The sequence below is a fragment of the Roseovarius sp. E0-M6 genome, assembly GCF_037083845.1.
Lineage (GTDB): Bacteria > Pseudomonadota > Alphaproteobacteria > Rhodobacterales > Rhodobacteraceae > Roseovarius.
In genome coordinates this window covers 339,353-359,147 of record NZ_JBAPLA010000001.1, presented here as the reverse complement: position 1 = coordinate 359,147, position 19,795 = coordinate 339,353, and the positions used below count along the sequence as shown (strand labels likewise).

At 62.4% G+C, this 19,795-nt stretch carries 28 protein-coding genes; 10 read left to right on the top strand and 18 right to left on the bottom strand.

The window, feature by feature from the left end; translation table 11 throughout:
* Window positions 1-103: 103 nt before the first annotated feature.
* The 10 genes from rnc to folK all read right to left on the bottom strand — a co-directional run bounded on the left by rnc (window position 104) and on the right by folK (window position 7,712).
* Window positions 104-793: a ribonuclease III gene (rnc, locus tag V8359_RS01825; protein WP_336426988.1), complete on the bottom strand. Its 690-nt coding sequence runs from the start codon at window positions 791-793 to the stop codon at window positions 104-106.
* Complete coding sequence (gene lepB / locus V8359_RS01820) at window positions 790-1,623, bottom strand: signal peptidase I (RefSeq protein WP_336426987.1); 834 nt, start codon at window positions 1,621-1,623, stop codon at window positions 790-792. Before lepB ends, rnc begins: the two co-directional genes overlap by 4 nt.
* Window positions 1,624-1,712: 89 nt before the next feature.
* Entirely contained in the window at window positions 1,713-2,168 is a 456-nt protein-coding gene (gene acpS, locus V8359_RS01815) for a holo-ACP synthase (RefSeq protein WP_336426986.1), read from the bottom strand.
* Window positions 2,169-2,175: 7 nt separating this feature from the next.
* Entirely contained in the window at window positions 2,176-2,616 is a 441-nt protein-coding gene (locus V8359_RS01810; RefSeq protein ID WP_336426985.1) for a hypothetical protein, read from the bottom strand.
* Window positions 2,613-3,050, bottom strand: coding sequence for an ABZJ_00895 family protein (locus V8359_RS01805; protein ID WP_336426984.1), 438 nt, complete (start codon window positions 3,048-3,050; stop codon window positions 2,613-2,615). Before V8359_RS01805 ends, V8359_RS01810 begins: the two co-directional genes overlap by 4 nt.
* Window positions 3,047-3,796 carry a pyridoxine 5'-phosphate synthase gene (locus tag V8359_RS01800; protein WP_336426983.1) on the bottom strand — a complete coding sequence of 250 codons (750 nt, stop codon included), beginning with the start codon at window positions 3,794-3,796 and terminating at the stop codon, window positions 3,047-3,049. Before V8359_RS01800 ends, V8359_RS01805 begins: the two co-directional genes overlap by 4 nt.
* Window positions 3,797-3,873: 77 nt before the next feature.
* A complete protein-coding gene (locus V8359_RS01795) occupies window positions 3,874-4,527 on the bottom strand; it encodes a DUF2062 domain-containing protein (RefSeq protein WP_336426982.1) in 654 nt (217 codons plus the stop codon).
* Window positions 4,505-6,682, bottom strand: coding sequence for a RelA/SpoT family protein (locus V8359_RS01790; RefSeq protein ID WP_336426981.1), 2,178 nt, complete (start codon window positions 6,680-6,682; stop codon window positions 4,505-4,507). Before V8359_RS01790 ends, V8359_RS01795 begins: the two co-directional genes overlap by 23 nt.
* A 32-nt stretch (window positions 6,683-6,714) precedes the next feature.
* Window positions 6,715-7,068 (bottom strand): DNA-directed RNA polymerase subunit omega, encoded by a 354-nt coding sequence (gene rpoZ, locus V8359_RS01785; protein WP_336426980.1) that lies wholly within the window; start codon window positions 7,066-7,068, stop codon window positions 6,715-6,717.
* A 71-nt stretch (window positions 7,069-7,139) separates the two neighbouring features.
* Entirely contained in the window at window positions 7,140-7,712 is a 573-nt protein-coding gene (gene folK, locus V8359_RS01780; RefSeq protein ID WP_336426979.1) for a 2-amino-4-hydroxy-6-hydroxymethyldihydropteridine diphosphokinase, read from the bottom strand.
* Between the two features lie 137 nt (window positions 7,713-7,849).
* Between folK and V8359_RS01775 the strand changes: the two genes are divergently transcribed.
* Entirely contained in the window at window positions 7,850-8,422 is a 573-nt protein-coding gene (locus V8359_RS01775) for a LabA-like NYN domain-containing protein (protein ID WP_336426978.1), read from the top strand.
* Window positions 8,423-8,525: 103 nt separating this feature from the next.
* Window positions 8,526-9,479 (top strand): 4-hydroxy-3-methylbut-2-enyl diphosphate reductase, encoded by a 954-nt coding sequence (gene ispH / locus V8359_RS01770; RefSeq protein WP_336426977.1) that lies wholly within the window; start codon window positions 8,526-8,528, stop codon window positions 9,477-9,479.
* 203 nt (window positions 9,480-9,682) lie between these two features.
* Here the strand turns inward: ispH and V8359_RS01765 are convergent, their stop codons facing one another.
* On the bottom strand, window positions 9,683-10,555 hold the full coding sequence (locus V8359_RS01765; RefSeq protein WP_336426976.1) for a hypothetical protein: 873 nt from the start codon (window positions 10,553-10,555) through the stop codon (window positions 9,683-9,685).
* A gap of 300 nt (window positions 10,556-10,855) precedes the next feature.
* On the opposite strand from V8359_RS01765, the gene V8359_RS01760 reads away from it, so the two are divergent.
* The 5 genes from V8359_RS01760 to V8359_RS01740 are packed head-to-tail and all read left to right on the top strand — an operon-like array spanning window position 10,856 to window position 13,195.
* Window positions 10,856-11,311 (top strand): DUF3429 domain-containing protein, encoded by a 456-nt coding sequence (locus tag V8359_RS01760; RefSeq protein WP_336426975.1) that lies wholly within the window; start codon window positions 10,856-10,858, stop codon window positions 11,309-11,311.
* Window positions 11,308-11,901, top strand: coding sequence for a class I SAM-dependent DNA methyltransferase (locus tag V8359_RS01755; RefSeq protein ID WP_336426974.1), 594 nt, complete (start codon window positions 11,308-11,310; stop codon window positions 11,899-11,901). Before V8359_RS01760 ends, V8359_RS01755 begins: the two co-directional genes overlap by 4 nt.
* Window positions 11,894-12,118 carry a hypothetical protein gene (locus tag V8359_RS01750; RefSeq protein ID WP_336426973.1) on the top strand — a complete coding sequence of 75 codons (225 nt, stop codon included), beginning with the start codon at window positions 11,894-11,896 and terminating at the stop codon, window positions 12,116-12,118. The genes V8359_RS01755 and V8359_RS01750 overlap by 8 nt, the downstream gene beginning before the upstream one ends.
* Complete coding sequence (gene rnhA, locus V8359_RS01745) at window positions 12,111-12,575, top strand: ribonuclease HI (RefSeq protein WP_336426972.1); 465 nt, start codon at window positions 12,111-12,113, stop codon at window positions 12,573-12,575. Before V8359_RS01750 ends, rnhA begins: the two co-directional genes overlap by 8 nt.
* On the top strand, window positions 12,572-13,195 hold the full coding sequence (locus V8359_RS01740) for a trimeric intracellular cation channel family protein (RefSeq protein WP_336426971.1): 624 nt from the start codon (window positions 12,572-12,574) through the stop codon (window positions 13,193-13,195). Before rnhA ends, V8359_RS01740 begins: the two co-directional genes overlap by 4 nt.
* A gap of 8 nt (window positions 13,196-13,203) precedes the next feature.
* Here the strand turns inward: V8359_RS01740 and V8359_RS01735 are convergent, their stop codons facing one another.
* The 5 genes from V8359_RS01735 to def (V8359_RS01715) form a co-directional block, all read right to left on the bottom strand.
* Window positions 13,204-13,443 (bottom strand): GlsB/YeaQ/YmgE family stress response membrane protein, encoded by a 240-nt coding sequence (locus V8359_RS01735; RefSeq protein ID WP_336426970.1) that lies wholly within the window; start codon window positions 13,441-13,443, stop codon window positions 13,204-13,206.
* Window positions 13,444-13,448: 5 nt separating this feature from the next.
* The gene (locus V8359_RS01730; protein ID WP_336426969.1) at window positions 13,449-13,691 is read right to left on the bottom strand and encodes a hypothetical protein; all 243 of its coding nucleotides are present in this window, start codon (window positions 13,689-13,691) and stop codon (window positions 13,449-13,451) included.
* 13 nt (window positions 13,692-13,704) lie between these two features.
* Window positions 13,705-14,610 carry a methionyl-tRNA formyltransferase gene (fmt, locus tag V8359_RS01725; protein ID WP_336426968.1) on the bottom strand — a complete coding sequence of 302 codons (906 nt, stop codon included), beginning with the start codon at window positions 14,608-14,610 and terminating at the stop codon, window positions 13,705-13,707.
* A gap of 119 nt (window positions 14,611-14,729) precedes the next feature.
* A complete protein-coding gene (gene def, locus V8359_RS01720) occupies window positions 14,730-15,224 on the bottom strand; it encodes a peptide deformylase (RefSeq protein ID WP_336426967.1) in 495 nt (164 codons plus the stop codon).
* Window positions 15,221-15,739: a peptide deformylase gene (gene def, locus V8359_RS01715; protein WP_336426966.1), complete on the bottom strand. Its 519-nt coding sequence runs from the start codon at window positions 15,737-15,739 to the stop codon at window positions 15,221-15,223. The genes def (V8359_RS01720) and def (V8359_RS01715) overlap by 4 nt, the downstream gene beginning before the upstream one ends.
* A 211-nt stretch (window positions 15,740-15,950) precedes the next feature.
* Here def (V8359_RS01715) and V8359_RS01710 point away from each other — a divergent pair, with 211 nt between their 5' ends.
* Both V8359_RS01710 and V8359_RS01705 read left to right on the top strand, forming a co-directional pair.
* A complete protein-coding gene (locus V8359_RS01710) occupies window positions 15,951-17,123 on the top strand; it encodes a MalY/PatB family protein (RefSeq protein ID WP_336426965.1) in 1,173 nt (390 codons plus the stop codon).
* Complete coding sequence (locus V8359_RS01705; protein WP_336426964.1) at window positions 17,120-17,653, top strand: L,D-transpeptidase family protein; 534 nt, start codon at window positions 17,120-17,122, stop codon at window positions 17,651-17,653. Before V8359_RS01710 ends, V8359_RS01705 begins: the two co-directional genes overlap by 4 nt.
* 35 nt (window positions 17,654-17,688) lie before the next feature.
* On the opposite strand, the gene V8359_RS01700 is transcribed toward V8359_RS01705, so the two are convergent.
* Together V8359_RS01700 and V8359_RS01695 are read right to left on the bottom strand one after the other, a co-directional pair.
* Complete coding sequence (locus V8359_RS01700; RefSeq protein WP_336426963.1) at window positions 17,689-18,039, bottom strand: hypothetical protein; 351 nt, start codon at window positions 18,037-18,039, stop codon at window positions 17,689-17,691.
* A gap of 78 nt (window positions 18,040-18,117) precedes the next feature.
* Window positions 18,118-18,627 carry a DUF6882 domain-containing protein gene (locus V8359_RS01695; protein ID WP_336426962.1) on the bottom strand — a complete coding sequence of 170 codons (510 nt, stop codon included), beginning with the start codon at window positions 18,625-18,627 and terminating at the stop codon, window positions 18,118-18,120.
* Between the two features lie 172 nt (window positions 18,628-18,799).
* Here V8359_RS01695 and V8359_RS01690 point away from each other — a divergent pair, with 172 nt between their 5' ends.
* Window positions 18,800-19,789 (top strand): glutathione S-transferase family protein, encoded by a 990-nt coding sequence (locus V8359_RS01690; protein ID WP_336426961.1) that lies wholly within the window; start codon window positions 18,800-18,802, stop codon window positions 19,787-19,789.
* Window positions 19,790-19,795: the final 6 nt, after the last annotated feature.

Sequence of the window (19,795 nt, the reverse complement as noted above, 5' to 3'; positions counted from 1 at the left end):
CGGACTGTCCATATCGCTCATCCTTGCTGGCATGCTGGGCCTGCCCGCCGCCATTCTTGCCGTGCTCTGACCTGCCCCGGGGAAAGGCCGCGCGCTTGTCGGCTCAGCTCCGACCGCGTTCGACCCGTTCCAGAAGCGCGCGTGCGGCGGCCTGTTCCGCCTGACGCTTCGAGCCGGCCGTGGCCTTGGCTTCGTCTCCGCTGTCAAGGCGGGCCGCGATGGTGAACTGCGGCGCGTGGTCCGGCCCCGTGCGGGCCGTTTCAACATAGGCGGGCGGCTGCATGCCGCGCGCCTGCGCCCATTCCTGAAGCGCGGTCTTCGCGTCGCGGGCATCATCCTCCACGCGGCCCACCCGGTCGCCCCAAAGGTGCAGGACCATGTCGCGCGCGGCCTCGTATCCGGCATCAAGGTAAACGGCGGCAATCACCGCCTCCATCGCGTCGCCCAGAAGTGCCTGCTTGCGTCGCCCACCCGAGATCATCTCCGAGCGTCCCAGCTTGAGCACAGCCCCGAGATCCACTTCGCGGGCCACCTCGGCACAGGTTTCCTTGCGCACCAGCGCATTATAGCGCGGCGCCAGAAGGCCTTCGGCGGCATTCGGGTCCTGCCGCAAAAGCGCCTCGGCCATCACCAGCCCAAGCACCCGGTCACCCAGAAATTCCAGTCTTTGGTTATCGTCCCGATGCGGCGAAGACATCGACGAATGCGTCACTGCCTGCACCAGCAACGCAGGCTGCTCGAACTTGTGTCCAAGCCGTCCTGAAATCGCTTTCAACTCAGCAGAAAGTTTCACTCCAGCGCCTCGAAGAACCGATCCCCCCGCCACGTCCAGAACGCCAGCATCGAGCTCCCGGCAGAAGAGAAAATGACCCGGTCCGCCCGACCGATCAGGTTTTCGTAAGGCACGAAGCCCACACCGCCGACGGATTGCGGGAATCGCGAGTCGGTTGAATTGTCGCGATTGTCGCCCATGAAGAAGTAATGGCCTTCGGGCACCGTGAACACGTTGGTGTTGTCTGACCGCTGATCGTTGATGTTGAGGATGTTATGGGTGTGCCCGCCGGGCAAAGTCTCGCGGTAGCGCGATTTTATACAGGTTCCCCCCTGCCCCACGATGCCGTTCTCACAACGCGGGCGCGACCTCATCGGTCCCTGCGGTGCATATTCTTCCTTGAACTGACCCGCCTCTTCGATCTTCGCGGCGGTGCCGTTGATATGCAGCACACCGTCCTTGACCTGAATCTTGTCACCCGGAAGGCCAACCACGCGCTTGATGAAATCGGTCCCGGTCACCGGATGCCGGAAGACGACGATATCCCCGCGCACCGGTTCATCGCCCCAAAGCCGCGTGTTGTCACCGTCAAGAAAGCCGCAGATGTCCTTCGCGTCAATGTTGATGCCCAACCGCGCGATACGGATCGTCGGGCAGGACGCATAGGAATAGCCATAGGCCATCTTGTTTACGAAAAGGAAATCACCGACCAGCAGCGTATCCTTCATCGACCCTGAGGGAATCCAGAACGGTTGAAAAAATATCGTGCGGAACAGCCCCGCGATCAACAGCGCCCAGAACACGGTCTTCAGGGCCTCGAGAATGCCGTTCTTCTTCTTGGCCTCTGCCATCTGTCGCTCCGCGTTGCATGGGTTGCCGCTACATGCGGGCCAATACCCGCGGTGTCAAGACGCGCCTGCGGGTGCCCTTTCTTCTTGCGTCAAATATCCCGGGGAGTGTGAGGGGCAGGCCCCTCACTCCGACCCTCTTCTCCCGCGCCAAGCGGTCGCGCCTCGATCACGACGAAGGCCTGCGCCCAGGGATGATCATCGGTCAGCGTGACATGGATGATCGCCGTATGCCCCTCTGGCGTCATCTCGGCAAGACGATCGGCGGCCCAACCGGTCACCGCCATCACCGGCTGCCCGGTGCCGAGGTTGCTGACCCCCATGTCCTTCCATGCGATTCCCATCCGAAGCCCGGTGCCCAGCGCCTTGGAACAGGCCTCCTTCGCGGCCCATCTTTTGGCATAGGTCCCCGCCACGTCGGCGCGACGCTCGGCCTTGCGCTGTTCGATCTCGGTAAAGACACGGTTGCGAAACCGGTCCCCGAACCGCAAGAGCGTGCGCTCGATCCTCTCGATATTGGCCAGGTCGGTGCCGATCCCGAGTATCATGCCACCGTCACCGCAGCCTTCCACGTATCTGTCCCGTCGCCTGATTGAGCGTGAAGCGCAAGCGCGCAGGCAGGAATGATCCGCCATCATACCGTTTTGCGTCCATCGTGAAGATCAACCCTGTTTCAGGGTCGTATGCGGACTCCAGAGTGCTGAAATCGAGCCCCGCAAAACCGATATCCTCGCCCAGGCTAAGGGCCCGACATTGCCGGTCACCCAGTTCTCCGTAAGGCGGCGACAGGATCAGGATGTGATAGGCGCCGGACACAGGCTCGCCCGTGTCCAATAGCGCAAGCCGCACCTTCCCGTTCGCGAATGTGGCGGTGTTTTCGGACCAAGGCTCGGCCAGCGCGCTGGCACGCGCCCGCCAATCGCACGCCACAGCGGTTTGTGCGGCGGCCTGCCCCGCCGCCATCAGTGCGGACAATGCCAGGATCGTGGTTTTCATTCGATATCCCCCCGTTTGCGCATGGTATTGAGATGGTTGGCAGCTCCAAGTCCATAGAGGAACCGATTACACAGTAGGTATCCCCCCGCGCAGATGGCGATCAGGCGCGCGGCATCGCCGCTCTCGACCATGGCCAGCCCGGCAAAGGCCGGTGCGATACCGCCCGCCAGATGCCCAACCCCCAGCGCGAGGGCCACCGCGACGACCGTCGCAACCACCGCGAACCGCCAAAGCGCGGTCCGGGGGGGCACCGCTCCGCGTGCGCGTGCCGCCTGCATCCCCTCGATCAGCGCCGCGATCATCGCGGGCACCATAAGATGCAGCGTGACCATGATGCCGGTGCTGCCTTCGCTTCCCATTGCGCCCACAACAAATCCCACGCCCAACGCCGTGGCCAGAAAGATCAGTGCATAGCGTAGCGGCCAGATCATCATGCCCGCGCGGCGTCCATGAGCGCGCGCATTTCCTGTATCGCGGGTTCGAGGCCACGGAAAATGGCCTCGCCGATCAGGAAATGTCCGATGTTCAGCTCCATCACCTCGGGCAGGGCCGCAACCGGTGTCACCGTATCATAGGTCAGACCGTGCCCGGCATGCACCTCCAGATCGAGGTCATGGGCAAACCGCGCCATCTCGCGCAGCGCCTCTAACTCGCGGTCCCGATCCTCGAGCCGGCCCTCGGCATGGGCGTCACAATACGCCCCCGTATGCAATTCGATCACCTCGGCGCCTATGCGATGCGCGGCCTCGATCTGCCGCTTGTCGGCGGCAATGAAGATCGACACCCGGCACCCGGCCTCACGCAGCGGCGTGATGTAATGGGCCAACCGATTTTCCTCGCGGGCGACCTCGAGCCCGCCTTCGGTGGTGCGCTCCTCGCGTTTTTCCGGCACGATGCAAACGGCATGCGGCTTGTGACGCAGGGCGATCTCGCGCATCTCCTCGGTGGCGGCCATCTCGAAATTAAGCGGCACGTTCAGCGCCGCCATCAGCGCATCGATATCCGCATCCGCGATATGACGGCGGTCCTCGCGCAGATGCGCGGTGATCCCATCGGCCCCCGCCGCCTCGGCCAGTTTGGCGGCGCGCACCGGATCTGGCGTCTCGCCGCCGCGTGCGTTGCGCACCGTGGCCACATGGTCGATATTGATGCCAAGGCGCAGTTTTCCCAAAGGCTTCATTCTCCGCCCTCCCAATTCCGAGTCGGGCTCAGCCTAAAGCCTTTTGCCGCGCGACTGAATTGCGAAATTGACCCGCATCAATCGGTCTTCTTCGCGGCCTTTTTCGCCGCCGCCTTTTCCTTCAACTCGGCAAGCTTGGACTTGATCCGACCCTGCCGGCGATTCTGATACGCCTGAATGAACGGCAGCGAAAAGTAATAGGCCGCGAGCGCGCAAATGGCGCCGGGAATAAGGCCGCCGACCATATAGGGCAAAAACACCTCATGATAGAAAACCGGAAGCGATCCCCATTCCGGCTCGGTTCCGGTCAGAAGCGCATAGATGTTCCAGAAGAAGTCTCGGATCGCATGCCAGAAAAGCTCGAACATGCCCTCGTCCACCTCGGCGGGCGGTGGCCGCCCAAGAAGCCAATGGCCGGTTTCCAACGAAACCGCGGCGATCACCACAAAGGTGGGCGGATTGCCCACGAACGTCGCCAGAAGGGCGGCGATGATATTGCCCCGCATGATCCACGACAGAAGTACCGCAAGAAAAAAATGCAGCCCGAAGAACGGTGTGAAGGTCACGAACACGCCGGCGAAAATCCCCCGCGCGATCCGGTGTGGCGGATCGGGGAGTCGGAACAACCTGTGGTTCACATAGCGTATCGCCCGGCCCCAGCCCCCCTTGGGCCAGACAAGACCAGCCAGCCATTGCAGCCAACTTTGCTTATTGCGCCGCTTGAAAACCACCCCGGGGCTCCTGCCGTTCCATTGCCGCGGCACTGCCCGCCGCGCGGGCAGGATCACGATGCCGTTCAACCGCCGCGACGTCGCTCTCGGCCTCCAGTGTGGAAATCACGCTGTGCAGATGCTCGACGTCGCGAAGCTCGACATCCACCATCATCCGATAGAAGTCAGGTTTGCGGTCAAAGATTGTCAGGTTCGAGATATTTGCCTTACGTTCGCCGATCAAGGTGCAAATCCGCCCCAGAACGCCCGCATCGTTTCCGATCGTGACATCAAGCGCCACGGAATAGATCGGCGGGTGCGATCCGGAATGCCAATGCAGGTCAAGCCACCTGCCCGGCTGATCCTCGAAATCGGCCAGCGTCTCACAGTCAATGGAATGCACGACCACGCCCTTGCCGCGATAGGTGATGCCGACAATGCGCTCACCCGGAAGCGGCTGACAGCACAGCGCGCGGTCGAAATGCTGATCCGGGCTCAGACCGATGACCGCCGCCTCCGACCGGATATGGTCATGCTCCTCCGCAACAAGTTCGGGATAGACGGCGTTCAGAACTTCACGGGCTGTAAGTTCAGCACTCCCAAGCCGCGCGAGAATCGTGTCCGCCCCCCCAAGTCTGAGGGTCCGCGCCGCGGTTTCGAGCGCCTTGTCGGTGGCCTTCTTGCCCACATGTTCGAACGCGGCCCGCGCCAGTTCGCGACCAAGCTTGATGAACCGATCGCGATCCTGTTCGCGCAGCGCCCGCCGGATGGCCGACTTGGCCTTGCCCGTCGTGGCGATGTCCAGCCATGTCACCTGCGGCATCTGCCCTTCGGCGGTGATCACCTCGACCGATTGCCCGTTCTTGATCCGTGTCCAGAGCGGCACGCGCATGCCATCGACCTTGGACCCCACACAGGCATTGCCGATCCGCGTGTGGATGGCATAGGCAAAGTCGATGGGCGTCGCGCCGCGCGGGAGTTTGACAACATCCCCCTTCGGCGTGAAGCAAAAGACCTTGTCGGCATACATCTCGAGCTTCACCGCCTCGAGAAAATCCTCGTGATCCTCTTCCGCGTCAAATTGCTCGGTCAGGGTACTGATCCATTTGGCGGGATCGACGGCAAAGGGGTTCTCGCTCCGGACCCCATCGCGATAGGACCAATGCGCGGCGACCCCGCTTTCGGCCACGTCATGCATCGCCTGTGTGCGGATTTGCACCTCCACGCGCTTGCCGTCCCGGCCCGAAACGGTGGTGTGGATCGACCGGTATCCGTTCGATTTGGGCTGACTGATGTAATCCTTGAACCGCCCCGGCACCGCGCGCCACCGCTGATGGATGGCCCCCAGCACCGCATAGCAGTCGGCTTCGCTGCCGGTGATGATGCGAAATCCGTAAATATCGGAGAGACGGGAAAACCCCATCTCCTTTTCCTGCATCTTCCGCCAGATCGAATAGGGTTTCTTGGCGCGGCCAAACACCTCGGCCTCGATCCCCGCCGCGTCAAGTTCGTGACGCATGTCGCCGGTGATCCGCTCGATCACGTCGCCGGTTTCCTTGGTCAGCGTGATAAACCGCCGCATGATCGAGGCCCGCGCCTCGGGATTGATCACCCGGAACGCCAGATCCTCGAGTTCTTCGCGCATCCACTGCATGCCCATCCGGCCCGCCAGCGGGGCAAAGATGTCCATGGTCTCGCGCGCCTTCTGAACCTGTTTTTCGGGGCGCATCGCCTTGATGGTGCGCATGTTGTGCAACCGGTCGGCAAGCTTCACCAAAATGACCCGAAGGTCTTTGGACATCGCCATGAAAAGCTTGCGGAAATTCTCGGCCTGCTTGGTTTCGCTGCTCGACAGTTGCAGATTGGTCAGTTTCGTGACCCCATCCACCAAATCCGCGACCTGTCGGCCGAATTGCTTTTCCACCGTCGCATAGGACGCCGGGGTGTCCTCGATCGTGTCATGTAGCAGGGCTGTGATGATCGTCGCATCGTCAAGCCGCTGACTGGCCAGAATGGCCGCCACTGCGACAGGGTGGCTGAAATACGGCTCGCCTGAATGCCGGGTCTGGCCCTCGTGCATCTCGCGGCCATACTTATAGGCCGCGCGGATCAGCTTTTCGTCGGTCTTGGGGTTATAGTCGCGGACAAGCGTGATGAGGTCTTCGACGGGAATCATGACTGCTCACCCCGCGTGCGGCCCGGGCCGGATCAACCTTGGCCCTGAGCCTCCATCAGCGCCCTGAGCAACTTTTCCTCGGACATGTCGTCATCCTCGGGCTTGTCGCTTTCGCCACCCATCAGCAGAGCCATGGAATCGTCTTCCGGCTCGTCGACCTCGATCTCGGTCTGATTCGACTCGATCAGACGCTCGCGCAGATCGTCGGCGCTTTGGGTTTCCTCCGCGATCTCGCGCAGGGCCACGACCGGGTTCTTGTCATTGTCACGCTCCACCGTCAGCGGCGATCCGGCCGAAATTTCGCGCGCCCGATGGGCCGCGAGCATCACCAGTTCAAAGCGGTTCGGAACCTTGTCAACACAATCTTCTGTCGTAACGCGGGCCATGAGACCTCCGGTATGGGCATGTATCAGAGGCTTGTATCTACGCGCCCGTACGGTGATTTACAAGCGCCGAATCAGCGCGGGATCACCTCTTTGACGGCGCTTTCCGGCAGATTTTCGGCCATTTCCCGCACTGTGAGCATCTCAACCGGATGCCGCCAGCCGGGTGCAACGTCAAGAAGTGGAATCAGCACGAAGCCGCGCTCCTGAAGGCGAGGATGCGGCAGGATCAGTCGGTCGGGCGCCACGCGCCGCTGCTCCCCGGGATCAAGGTCGCGCCATCGCCGGTGCGTCGCCACATCCGGCAGCACCGTGTCACCCATCGCAATCAGGTCAAGATCGAGTGTGCGCCGCCCCCAGCGCGTTTCGCGCGCACGGCCGAACTCGGTCTCGACATCATGCATCCGCGTCAGAAGTTCGGCGGCCGATCCTGCGAAGCCGACACGCACCGCCGCGTTCACGTAATCCGGTCCGGCACCGGGTGGAAAGCATGGCGTGTCGTAAAACCGGCTCACCGCTTCGATGGCCACACCGCGCTCGGTCAGAAGATCAAGCGCCGCGCGCAACGTGGCCTCGGGGGGGCCGGCCTTGGACGGAAGGTTGCCGCCGAGCGCGATCAGGATCGGGGTTTGTAACATAACGTTCATATTTGCGCTATTTCCCGCCGGTCTACTTGCCGATCCCGAGAAGTGGAACTATTTCTAACCCTTCCGCGCCCCGAAAGCCACTCAGTTTACCAAGGGGCACAGTCAAGCGGGCATCCGGCATTCGAAAGGATTTTTAGATGTTTTACAAGGACGAACGGCTGGCGCTGTTCATCGACGGGTCGAATCTCTACGCAGCGGGCAAATCGCTGGGATTCGATATCGACTACAAGCTGCTACGTTCCGAATTCATGCGTCGGGGCAAGCTATTGCGCGCGTTTTACTACACCGCGCTTCTGGAGAACGACGAATATTCGCCGATCCGCCCTCTGGTGGACTGGTTGCATTATAACGGGTTCTCCATGGTCACCAAACCCGCCAAGGAATACACCGACAGTCAGGGCCGGCGTAAGGTCAAGGGCAACATGGACATCGAGCTTGCCGTTGACGCGATGGAACTTGCACCGCGCGTCGATCATATCGTGCTCTTCTCGGGTGACGGCGATTTCCGCCCCCTCGTCGAGTCGCTGCAACGGCAGGGCGTGCGCGTTTCCGTGGTCTCCACGATCCGCAGTCAGCCGCCGATGATCTCGGACGATCTGCGCAGGCAGGCCGACAACTTCATCGAGCTTGATGACCTCAAAGAGGTGATTGGCCGCCCCCCGCGTGAAACCGCGGCCGACGGCGCAAGAGCTTACGAGCGTCAGGACTGACAGACAGAAGGGCGTCCACCGGGGCGCCCTTCTGCTTTCAGCGCCACCCCACCACTGGACAGCTCCCGTCACGCGACTTACCTCTCTCCCAACAGGAGACATCATGACCGCCAAGCCCCCCCTTACCCTCTATCTCGCCGCGCCGCGCGGATTCTGCGCAGGCGTCGACCGTGCCATCAAGATCGTCGAGATCGCGCTCGAGAAATGGGGCGCTCCGGTCTATGTGCGCCACGAGATCGTGCACAACAAATACGTGGTCGACGATCTGCGCGCCAAGGGGGCCGTCTTCGTCGAAGAGCTTGAAGATTGCCCGGATGACCGCCCGGTCATTTTCTCCGCCCACGGCGTCGCCAAATCCGTTCCCGCCGAAGCCGCCCGGCGCGAGATGATCTATGTCGATGCCACCTGCCCGCTCGTCTCGAAGGTTCATATCGAGGCCGAGCGCCATCATCAGTCAGGGCTTCAGATCATCATGATCGGCCATGCCGGTCACCCCGAAACGGTGGGCACCATGGGTCAGCTCCCCCCCGGTGCGGTTCTTCTGGTCGAAACGGTCGAGGACGTCACGAAGGTCAAGGTCGAAGACCCTACAAAGCTCGCTTACGTCACCCAGACCACTCTGTCGATTGATGACACGGCCGACATCGTCACGGCACTCAAGGCGCGCTTCCCGGCCATCGTCGGCCCCCACAAGGAAGATATCTGCTATGCCACGACCAACCGGCAGGAGGCGGTGAAAGCCATCGGCGCCAAGGCGCAGGCGATGCTCGTCGTGGGCGCGCCCAACTCCTCGAACTCGCGCCGTCTGGTGGAAGTGGGCGCCAAGGCTGGCTGCGCCTATTCGCAGCTCGTGCAGCGCGCCACCGACATCGACTGGCGCGCCCTCGAAGGCGTCACATCAATCGGCGTCACCGCCGGAGCCTCCGCGCCCGAAGTGCTCGTGGACGAGGTGATCACGGCCCTCTCGGACCGGTACGACGTGACCATCGAACAGGTCGAAACCGCCACCGAGAACGTGCATTTCAAAGTGCCCCGCGTCCTGCGCGAGCCAGCCTGACCTTGGTGGCGGATGCGGTGTTTCGGGTGACGGCGAGGAGTCCCACGTTGCCAAATACCGCGGTAAGGTCGAAGGACGGCTATGCACAGGGAGTGGAGTTTGCAAAGCTTGAACTGTTTCCCCAGAGCGGTCGCTCGCATAGCTTGTGCCTAAGCTGGGTGAGAGCCCAGGGTGAAGGACTTTGCGCCTTGTAGGAATGAATGTCAGCTATTCTCAGAAGCGGGGCGGCTGTGGCACTTCGTCACGACGTGACCATTTTGCTTAACGTGGCCATCTTCGTAAATGAAGGAGTGGTCCCAATAGTGGAGAATTCGTGTGAATCTGGGGTCTTCAGGATGAAATAGTGCCTTTATATCAGCAACAGTTGTTGACTCGCCGTTCGCCCTCATAGCTGAGCTGATTTTGTAAGTAATTCTTGGGGGTAACCGCCCTCCAACTCGAAATGCAAGGTAGCCGTCCTGATCTATATCGAAGGCGCAAATGTTTGCTGGATCATTTTCATCACTGTCAATTAATCTTGAATGTTGGTTAACTCTTTTCACTAGATCGGCAAGCTCATCGTAGGAATCTTTTGACCATATTCTACTGGTTTGATTGTTTACCGCAGAGGCATGAGTTTCGTTTTCGCCGACCTCAACAGGATAGCGAGCGTCCACCAATACCATCTTCTTCAATCTCTCTAAGTTTTTTCTATCAGCTTCGGATAGGGGAAAGCACAATTCTTCCGCCATCAATGAGAAATGATGGCCAAAACGCTTTCTGATATCACGCGAAAACATGTTCTCTGCACAACCAACGTAAGCTTTCGCAATACCAGCCTTTAGATACATCTCGACAGCATAACCAAGGAGCAGCATCGATGCTCGAGGCAACCCCGTCAATAGAGTCATGTCGCCAGCCCTTTCTGGGAATCGTAGCTGTCCTTCGTCCGCAACCGTTTTGGAAAATTGACGGCGATGCTCTTCCCAAACCTCACGAGTTTTGCGAGAGGATGCAAAAAGTCCATCGCCTTCCTGAAGCCAATTTTTAGGCGAAAATTGACCAATGCTACGTGTCGAAAGTCGGTGTGAGTTCATTGTCTTCTCCCGTCTCGGATATTTATCTCTGTGAGAGGTCGGTTCTATCCTGACGCTCTGCTTAACGAACTTTGTGCATTTCGCAGAGACATACTTAACCCCGCAAGTTCCCAATTCACCACCAGCGCGGCGAAAGTCAGCTATCGCAGTTCCACACCAAGGTCAGTGGGTCCGCTTAGGGGCTGACTGCCGTCATCGGCGACAGTTAATGCACAGCCGCAAAGCCCCACACACCGGCCCCTCAACAAACTCCCTCATCCGCCCTTGCCAACGCCGCGCCAGCGCGCCAATTTGCAGGTCATGTCCCGGAGCATCCCCCGCGCCCCCCTGATCCTCGGCCTTGCCGGGCTCCTGCCCTTCCTCTGGGGGGTCGCGACGCTGCAATCCGACACGCTGTCGGCATGGACCACCGCCACCATCGGCCCGCGCTTCGTGGCCCCCTATGTCATGCTGTTCTACGGTGCCGTGATCCTCAGCTTCATGTCCGGCGTCCTTTGGGGCTTCGCGACGAAACTCGAAGGCAGGCAGGCGGCGTTGGGCTATACGCTCTCGGTGCTGCCCGCGCTCTGGGTGTTTTTCACCACCGGCGGCGGTGCGACACGGGCGGGCGTCGCGCTCATGGCGGGGTTTCTCGCGCTGCTGCTGCTCGACTGGTATTTCTCAAGGGCGGGCGTCACGCCGCCATGGTGGATGCACCTGCGCCTCATCCTCACCGCCGTGGTGCTGGCCTGTCTTTTCGTGACGGTCACGGCATGAGCATCGATCCGAAAACCATCGCGGTCTATGACGCGCGCGCCGACGATTACACCGCCATGGTTTCGGACACGGGCAAGGACACGGCACTTTCCGCCTTCATCGCCGCCCTGCCCGATGGCGCGCATGTGCTGGACCTCGGCTGTGGGCCGGGCAACGCCGCAGCGATCATGGCCCGCGCCGGGCATGTGGTCACCGCGACCGACGCCTCGTCCGAAATGGTCCGCCTTGCCGGCGCCCACCCCGGCGTCACCGCCCATGTCGCCACGTTCGACGACATCGCGGGCGACGCCCTTTATGACGGCATCTGGGCCAATTTCTCGCTGCTCCATGCGCCACGCGCCGACATGCCGCGCCATCTTGCGGCACTCGCACACGCTTTGAAGCCCGACGGCCGCTTTCATATCGGCTTGAAAACCGGCACCGGTGCGCGACGCGATTCCATCGGGCGGCTCTATACCTACTATACCGAGGACGAAATCTACGCCCTGCTGCGCGCAGCGGGCCTTACCCCGATTTCGTCACGCACCGGCGCCGACGCGGGGCTTGACGGCACCACCGCGCACTGGATCACGATCGCCGCTCATGGCTGATGCAAAGACGCGGTCACCGCTCTGTCCGCGCCCGCCTGCCCGAAACGCTCGTCTGGCCGGACCACATCTTGCGCCCGGCGGACAGGCTCAATATGGGCATGGCACCGGGCCCAGCACAGGGCATGACGGCCCGGCCCGCACCATCGCCCAAGACGACGAGGACGCATTGACCGAACCAAGAAACAAGACCGGCCTCACGACGGCCGCCCATGGCTGAGCTTGTGGCCTATACCGACGGGGCCTGCTCGGGCAATCCCGGCCCCGGCGGCTGGGGCGTGCTGCTTCAGGCCAAGCGCGGCCGAGCGGTCGTGAAAGAGCGCGAACTCAAGGGCGGCGAGGCCGAAACCACCAACAACCAGATGGAACTTATGGCCGCGATCACCGCGCTTGAGACGCTGGCCAAACCCTCCGCCATCACCATCATCACCGATAGCCAGTATGTGAAAAACGGCGTCACCGGCTGGATTCACGGCTGGAAACGGAACGGCTGGAAAACCTCGGCGAAAAAGCCGGTCAAGAACGCCGAACTCTGGCAACGTCTCGACACCGCGCAAGAGCGGCACAATGTGACATGGGAATGGGTCAAGGGCCACGCCGGCCACCCCGAGAACGAGCGCGCCGACGAACTCGCGCGCGCCGGGATGGCCCCCTTCAAACCGGGCAAGGGCACATGACCGCGCTCGATCTGCTTGATTACGGCGCGGTGCTCGTCTTCGCGCTCACCGGTGCGCTGGTGGCCAGCCGCGCCCAGCTCGACATCGTGGGCTTCGCCTTTCTCGCGGCGCTCACCGGGGTGGGCGGCGGTACGGTGCGCGACGTGCTGCTCGATCGCAACCCGGTCTTCTGGATCGGCAACCCCGATTACATCCTCATCGCCTGCGGCGCGGCGATCGTGATCTTCTTCACCGCGCACCTTGTCGAAAGCCGGTTCCGCTGGCTGCTCTGGCTTGATGCGCTGGCGCTCGCCGTGGCGGTGCCGGCAGGCGCGGGGCTTGCGCTTCAAATGCTTCAACCCGGCGTCATCGTAGTGCTGATGGGCGTCGCCACCGGCTGTTTCGGCGGCCTCATGCGCGATGTCGTGGTCGGGCAAGTGCCGCTCGTCCTGCGCGAAGGAGAGCTTTACGTCACCGCCGCTCTCGCCGGGTCGCTCGCGGCATGGTTCACGGCCCGGCACACTGATGATGCGATGCTGATCCTCGGCTCATGTGCGCTGGCCACCTTTGCCCTGCGCGCGGGGTCGCTCGCCTTCGGATGGCGGCTGCCGGTCTATCGCGCACGGCCCCCGCGCAGCTAAGGCGCTCGCTACCCGCGCGGTCCAAATCGCTGCCACAACCAAATGAGGACAAGCGCGCCCAGCACGGCGCCAACGAGCCCGCCCAGAAATCCCATCGCCGTCAGCACCAGTTCAAGAAGAAAACCACCCAGCAGCGCGCCTGCGATGCCAATGGCCACAGTAGGCAGCAATCCGGCTTCGATCTTCATCAGCCGGGTCGCCAGAAACCCGGCGGCAGCGCCGATGACAATCAAATAGACCACACCCAAGCCGCTCACCTCCGTCCGCGCCAATGGGTCGGCACGATGATCAGCGCCCCCACCGATGACAGGATCGCGTCGATGCCCGGCGCGCCGAACCGGATGCCGAACATGATCCGCACGAAATAGAAAAGGAACGCGCCGCCCACACAGATGATGATGCTCTGCAAGATGCCGTTATGGGTAAAGCCGGACTTCTCGCTGACATAGCCAACGATCCCCGCGATCACCACGGTCCCGATCAGCATGGGAAACATCGCACGCCCTCCCTCAGAGCCTTGTTCCGGGCAACAGCCGCATGCCGCGCTGGAAGTCCTCGGCATCCTGCACAGCGCCCCCGGCCCGTTGCAAGCGCAAAAGCTGAACCGCTCCCCTGCCACAGGCCACGCGCAAGGCACCGTCCAAAACCTCGCCCGGAACGCCCTCGCCCACGCTCACGCGCGACGCCAGAAGCTTGACCCGCGGACCTTCCATTTCGGTCCACGCCCCCGGAAACGGGCTCAGACCGCGGATCATCGCATCGACCTCCGGCGCGGGCCGGGTCCAGTCGATCCGCGCCTCGGCCTTGTCGATCTTCGCGGCATAGGTCACGCCCGCGGCGGGCTGCGGTTCAGGTGTCAGGCGGTCCAGCCGGGCCAATGCCTCGACAATAAGCCGCGCGCCCATCGCCGAAAGCCGGTCATGCAGTTCGCCCGTGGTCTCCTCCGCCCCGATCGGCGTCGCTTCGCACATGAGAACCGCACCTGTATCCAGCCCCTCATCCATCTGCATGATCGAAACGCCGGTCTCGGCATCCCCGGCCATGATCGCCCGATGAAGTGGCGCCGCCCCCCGCCAGCGCGGCAAAAGGCTCGCGTGGATGTTGAGACACCCATGCACCGGAGCCCGCAAGATGGCCTGCGGCAAGATCAACCCATAAGCCACCACCACCGCCACATCCGCTTCAAGCGCCGCAAAGGCCGCCTGCTCGTCCGCAGTCTTCAGGCTGACGGGATGGCGCAGCTCAAGGCCAAGGTCTTCGGCGCGCGCCTGAACCGGGCTCGGGCGCTCCTTCTTGCCCCGGCCTGCGGGACGCGGCGGTTGACAATAAACCGCCACCACCTCGTGACCGGCTTCGATCAGCGCATCCAGCGCCGGCACCGAGAAATCGGGCGTTCCCATGAAGATCACACGCATCGCGTCTTTGCCTCCGTTTTACGGCTCACCGCAAACTGCCGGGAAGAACCATCACGACCCGCACGGTCCTTCATCTTTCCCCAAATACTCAATATCCAGCCCCAGCCGCCCGCGCACGCCTATGCCAGTTTGCGCGCTTTGCGCAGCAGCATGTCCCGCTTCACGCGGCCCAGCCTGTCAAAATACATGCGCCCCGCCAGATGATCCATCTGATGCTGAACGCTGGTGGCCCAGAGCCCGACGAAATCACGCTCCTCCACCTCGCCCGCCTCGTTCAGAAATCTCACGGTAACGGCGCGCGGGCGGGTCACGGTGGCGCTCACGCCGGGCAGGCAGGGACTCGCCTCTTCGTGCTCGCGCGGCTCGATACTTGCATGTAGGATCTCGGGATTGGCCATGCGCACCGCCTGCCCGCGCGCCTCGCTCGCGTCAACGACGGCAAGGCGCCGCATCACGCCGATTTGCGGCGCGGCAAGCCCCACACCGGGCATCGCCTCCATCGTGTCGATCATGTCGTCCCAAACGGCACGCTCGCTGTCGGTGATGGCCTCAACCTCCGCTGCCGGCGTCCGAAGCCGCCTGTCGGGCCAGCGCAGGACCGGGCGCACGCTCACGCGCGGGCCTTCTCACGCTTGAGCTTGACCATCTTGCGCGTGATCATCTGCCGCTTCATCGCGCCCAGATAATCAATGAACAGCTTGCCATCCAGATGGTCGATCTCGTGCTGAACACAGGTCGCCCACAGCCCGTCATAGGCCGCCTTGTGCTCCTCGCCGTCCAGTCCGATCCATCGCACCTCGACCTCGCGGGGGCGCGTCACCTCGGCAAATTGCTCGGGAATTGAAAGGCAGCCTTCCTCATAGACATTCACCTCGTCCGAGGCGGCCACGATCTCGGGGTTGATCATGACCACCGGGGCGGGCTCGGTCTCCTCGTCCTTTTCACAATCCATCACGATAAGCCGGTTCAGCACACCGACCTGTGGCGCCGCCAGCCCGATGCCGGGGGCGTCATACATGGTTTCCAGCATATCGCCCGCCAGCGCCCGCAGATCGTCGGTGATCTCGGACACGGGGGCACAGGCCTTCTTCAGGCGCGGGTCGGGATGGATGAGAATGGGCCGTTTCATGGCGTCGATTTAGGCGATCGCGCGTCACTTCGCAACGTGTCTTGCGCCTGCGCGCAATTCGGCTAAATGGTTTTGCCATTAACCCGAGATATCAGCGAAAGGCAAAACGCGCGCAACGCCTGAATATCGCGCCGCGTTTCGCGAAAATTTGTGATTCAAGTTCTTCGCGAAACGCTTTAGCTTGCCGCCGCAGGCAAGAAGGAACCAACCCATGAATTTCGACGAGATCATCGACCGCCGCGGAACCCATTCCTCGAAATGGGACAGCATGGAGGCGCTCTACGGCGTCTCGCCCGATGACGGGCTGGCGATGTGGGTGGCCGACATGGATTTCCGCCCTCCCGCCTGCGTTCAGGCCGCGGTCGATGGCATGGCTGCACACGGCCTCTACGGCTATTACGGTGAAGATCAAGGGTATCGCGACGCGATCCGCTGGTGGATGGCCGAACGCCACGGCTGGGATGTCGCACGGAATGAGATCTTCTCGACCCACGGGTTGGTCAACGGCACCGGCCTTTGTGTCGATGCCTATACCGATCCGGGCGATGGCGTCGTCCTTTTCACGCCTGTCTACCACGCCTTCGCGCGGGTGATCAAAGCGGCGGACCGCCGGGTGATCGAATGCCAGTTGAGCAACAATGACGGCCGCTATGAAATGGATTTCGACGCGTGGGACGCACAGATGGACGGCACCGCGCGCATGGCCATCCTCTGTTCGCCGCACAATCCCGGTGGGCGCGTCTGGACGCGCGCGGAATTGCAGGGCGTCGCCGATTTTGCCCGCCGCCATGACCTGATCCTCGTCTCCGACGAAATTCACCACGATCTCGTGATGCCGGGGCACACGCACATCCCCATGCCACTCGTGGATGCGGGCATCATGGACCGCCTCGTGATGATGACGGCCACAACCAAGACGTTCAACATCGCCGGCAGCCATATCGGCAACGTGATCATCCCCGACGAAGCCCTGCGCGCGCGCTTCGCGACACGGATGGGTGGGCTGGGGATTTCGCCCAATTCCTTCGGGATTTTCATGGCCGAGGCCGCCTATTCCCCCGAGGGTGCCGCATGGGTCGATGCGCTCGTGCCCTATCTCGATGAAAACCGCCGCCTGTTCGAGGCCGGGATGGCCGCCATCCCCGGCGTCGCGCCCATGCCGCTCGAGTCGACCTATCTGACTTGGATCGACTTTTCCGGCACCGGCATGGAGATGTCGGAAATCCTGGATCGCGTCCAGAGCAAGGCGCGCGTGGCTCCGAACCACGGGCACACCTTCGGGCTGGGGGGCGAAAGCTTCCTGCGTTTCAACATCGCGACACCCCGCACGCGCGTCAAAGAGGCGGTCGCACGCCTTCAGGATGCTTTCGCCGATCTGCAATGACACGCTGGCTGATCCGGACGGCGGCGCTCGCCCTTTTGGTGCTGCTCGCCGTGGCGCTCTGGCAGCACTTCGCGCCGCGCCCCGCGCCGCCGCCGCCCGTGCCGCTCACCGGTGAGATTGACCTGATCGTGCTGGACAAATCCGACCGCCGCATGACCGTCTTTCGCGATGGCAAGGCGCTGCGCAGCTATAATGTCGCACTCGGCTTCGCGCCCGACGGCAGCAAGGAACGGCAAGGCGATGGCAAGACACCCGAGGGTGAATTCACCATCGACCGCCGCAATCCGCAAAGCGCCTTTCACCTCTCGCTCGGCATCGATTATTCCCGCGCGCAGGACCGCGCCCATGCTGCGGCGCTTGGTGTTTCACCGGGCGGCGACATCTTCTTTCATGGTCAGCCCAACCTCCTGCCCGACATTATCCGGCGCAAGGGCGACTGGACCGAAGGTTGCATCGCGCTCACCAACGCCGAGATCGAGGAACTATGGCGCGTCACACCCATCGGAACCCGCGTGATTATCACGCCCTGATCTGAGGGCGATATGGCAGGCGCGCGCGGCCCGCTTCACACGTCCGGCAGAAGTGCCACGGGCGCGTCCGGCGCGCGATAGAAATCAAGAGGTTGCTCGCCACTTGCGTCGGTCATGCGCTTGTATTCAAAGCATCGCTCGCCCTCTTCCTCGGACGAGGCGACGATCAGGCATTGCGAGAGGTGCCGCGCCCCATCATAGAGATCGACCAGCCCGCGCAACTGCGGCGCCGTTTCGGCGTCAAGCGCGAATCCGCCGTCCCAAACGCGCAGGACGCGATGGATGTCGGGGCCGTCATGCACCCGCAGACGCGATGCCTTGCGCATCGCCTGCTTGCGCGCGCGGTCCAGACCGGCCTGCACATCTTTTGGCAAAAATTCCGTCATGGCGACATCCTCCCGCGCCCAGCATTACCGCCACCATGTGAAAGTCAAGTTAAAGCCGGCCAAAATTTCCATGACAGATCAAGGCTGTGGGCTGCCTGCATCCGGCGCGCCAAACCAGACGCAGCACACCTTGCCGCCGCCGCCATGATCTCCGATAAATACTCCATCCGCATTGGCAAGATAGGCCGTGATCGCACAGAACTCCGCGACCTGCGCCTCGCTCGTGTCGCCGCCACGGGTCAGCAATTCCTCGATCCCCTGCCGCTCACCGAACCGCTGCGCGGCCCATGCCGCCTGCTGAAGCGGCGCGGGCACGGATGGATGGCCCCAGCCCCACATGAATGATCCCTCGTCCGACCACGTGCCCACGACCTGTGCCTCGACCCGGACCTCCGCGCGTCCCATGTCAAGGGTGAGGACACCCGTCTCAAGGTCAAGCGCAAAGCCCGTGACCGCCTCCCGATCAAACGCCGCGGCCTCCCGCAGATGCGCGCGCCCGGCCCGAACAAGCCGCTTGTAGTTGCGGGGCATGGCCGACGCCCCGGCATCCGCCATCCGGTTGGCATATTCCGTCAGAAAATCCCGCATTGGCGCGTCTCCCCCTCATGCTCGCGTCACCCGAGCAGAGCCGCGTCGCACAGTCAAGCGCGGGTGCTCGCCTGCGGTGCATCACCGCACATGGCCTGCGCGATGGCCCCACTGGCGCGCCCCGTCTGCCGCATTACGTTGAAAGGTGTCACACGACAAAGGAGAGACCGACATGGGCAAGCTTGTCGAAGGCACGTGGCGCGACGAATGGTATGATACAGAAAGCCATGGAGGCGCGTTTCAGCGTGACACATCACGCTTTCGCAACTGGATTACCACCGATGGCAGTCCCGGCCCCTCCGGCGAGGGCGGCTTCCCGGCTGAAAGCGGGCGCTACCACCTTTATGTCTCTCTCGCGTGCCCTTGGGCGCACCGCACCCTTGTGTTCCGCAGGCTCAAGGAGCTCGAAGACCACATCGACGTATCGGTCGTGCATCCCGACATGCTCAGCGAAGGCTGGGAGTTCCGCACCGATTATCCGGGGGCCACGGGTGACAAGCTCTATGATCTGCCCTTCCTGCGCGACATCTATATTCGCGCCGATCCCGACATCTCGGGGCGGGTCACGGTGCCGGTGCTCTGGGACAAATCGCGCGAAACCATCGTGTCCAACGAAAGCGCCGAAATCATCCGCATGTTCAACGGTGCCTTCGATGGCATCACCGGCAATTCCGACGATTACTGGCCGCAAGAGCTGCGCGACGCGATCGAGCCCGTCAATTCACGCATCTACGACACCGTCAACAACGGCGTCTACAAGGCGGGCTTCGCCACCTCGCAAGAGGCATATGACGACGCGGTGCATCCCCTCTTCGACAGTCTCGACTGGCTTGAAGATCGCCTTGCTTCGCGCCGCTATCTCATGGGCGGACGCATCACCGAAGCAGACTGGCGGCTTTTCACAACGCTGATCCGCTTCGATCTGGTGTATCACACCCATTTCAAATGCAACCGCGCCCGGATCGTCGACCTTCCCAACCTCTGGGGCTACCTGCGCGACCTCTATCAATGGCCCGGCGTGCGCGACACGGTCGATTTCGATCACATCGTGCGCCACTACCACGTCAGCCAGACCACGGTGAACCCGCATCAGATCATCCCGATCAACCCCGCGCCGGATTTCGATGCCCCACACGGGCGCGATCACCTGACGGCGGAGTAACAAGCG

Excerpts from the sequence above, each read along its gene's own strand:
- def (WP_336426966.1), bottom strand. The coding sequence starts at position 15,739 with ATGAAACGGCCCATTCTCATCCATCCCGACCCGCGCCTGAAGAAGGCC.
- V8359_RS01750 (WP_336426973.1), top strand. The coding sequence starts at position 11,894 with ATGGCTGATGCAAAGACGCGGTCACCGCTCTGTCCGCGCCCGCCTGCC.
- acpS (WP_336426986.1), bottom strand. The coding sequence starts at position 2,168 with ATGATACTCGGGATCGGCACCGACCTGGCCAATATCGAGAGGATCGAG.
- V8359_RS01810 (WP_336426985.1), bottom strand. The coding sequence starts at position 2,616 with ATGAAAACCACGATCCTGGCATTGTCCGCACTGATGGCGGCGGGGCAG.
- folK (WP_336426979.1), bottom strand. The coding sequence starts at position 7,712 with ATGAACGTTATGTTACAAACCCCGATCCTGATCGCGCTCGGCGGCAAC.
- V8359_RS01710 (WP_336426965.1), top strand. The coding sequence starts at position 15,951 with ATGAATTTCGACGAGATCATCGACCGCCGCGGAACCCATTCCTCGAAA.
- ispH (WP_336426977.1), top strand. The coding sequence starts at position 8,526 with ATGACCGCCAAGCCCCCCCTTACCCTCTATCTCGCCGCGCCGCGCGGA.
- V8359_RS01755 (WP_336426974.1), top strand. The coding sequence starts at position 11,308 with ATGAGCATCGATCCGAAAACCATCGCGGTCTATGACGCGCGCGCCGAC.
- V8359_RS01805 (WP_336426984.1), bottom strand. The coding sequence starts at position 3,050 with ATGATGATCTGGCCGCTACGCTATGCACTGATCTTTCTGGCCACGGCG.
- V8359_RS01800 (WP_336426983.1), bottom strand. The coding sequence starts at position 3,796 with ATGAAGCCTTTGGGAAAACTGCGCCTTGGCATCAATATCGACCATGTG.
- lepB (WP_336426987.1), bottom strand. The coding sequence starts at position 1,623 with ATGGCAGAGGCCAAGAAGAAGAACGGCATTCTCGAGGCCCTGAAGACC.
- V8359_RS01775 (WP_336426978.1), top strand. The coding sequence starts at position 7,850 with ATGTTTTACAAGGACGAACGGCTGGCGCTGTTCATCGACGGGTCGAAT.
- fmt (WP_336426968.1), bottom strand. The coding sequence starts at position 14,610 with ATGCGTGTGATCTTCATGGGAACGCCCGATTTCTCGGTGCCGGCGCTG.
- V8359_RS01695 (WP_336426962.1), bottom strand. The coding sequence starts at position 18,627 with ATGCGGGATTTTCTGACGGAATATGCCAACCGGATGGCGGATGCCGGG.
- rpoZ (WP_336426980.1), bottom strand. The coding sequence starts at position 7,068 with ATGGCCCGCGTTACGACAGAAGATTGTGTTGACAAGGTTCCGAACCGC.
- V8359_RS01705 (WP_336426964.1), top strand. The coding sequence starts at position 17,120 with ATGACACGCTGGCTGATCCGGACGGCGGCGCTCGCCCTTTTGGTGCTG.
- V8359_RS01740 (WP_336426971.1), top strand. The coding sequence starts at position 12,572 with ATGACCGCGCTCGATCTGCTTGATTACGGCGCGGTGCTCGTCTTCGCG.
- V8359_RS01760 (WP_336426975.1), top strand. The coding sequence starts at position 10,856 with ATGTCCCGGAGCATCCCCCGCGCCCCCCTGATCCTCGGCCTTGCCGGG.
- V8359_RS01730 (WP_336426969.1), bottom strand. The coding sequence starts at position 13,691 with ATGTTTCCCATGCTGATCGGGACCGTGGTGATCGCGGGGATCGTTGGC.
- V8359_RS01700 (WP_336426963.1), bottom strand. The coding sequence starts at position 18,039 with ATGACGGAATTTTTGCCAAAAGATGTGCAGGCCGGTCTGGACCGCGCG.
- V8359_RS01690 (WP_336426961.1), top strand. The coding sequence starts at position 18,800 with ATGGGCAAGCTTGTCGAAGGCACGTGGCGCGACGAATGGTATGATACA.
- V8359_RS01765 (WP_336426976.1), bottom strand. The coding sequence starts at position 10,555 with ATGAACTCACACCGACTTTCGACACGTAGCATTGGTCAATTTTCGCCT.
- V8359_RS01790 (WP_336426981.1), bottom strand. The coding sequence starts at position 6,682 with ATGATTCCCGTCGAAGACCTCATCACGCTTGTCCGCGACTATAACCCC.
- rnhA (WP_336426972.1), top strand. The coding sequence starts at position 12,111 with ATGGCTGAGCTTGTGGCCTATACCGACGGGGCCTGCTCGGGCAATCCC.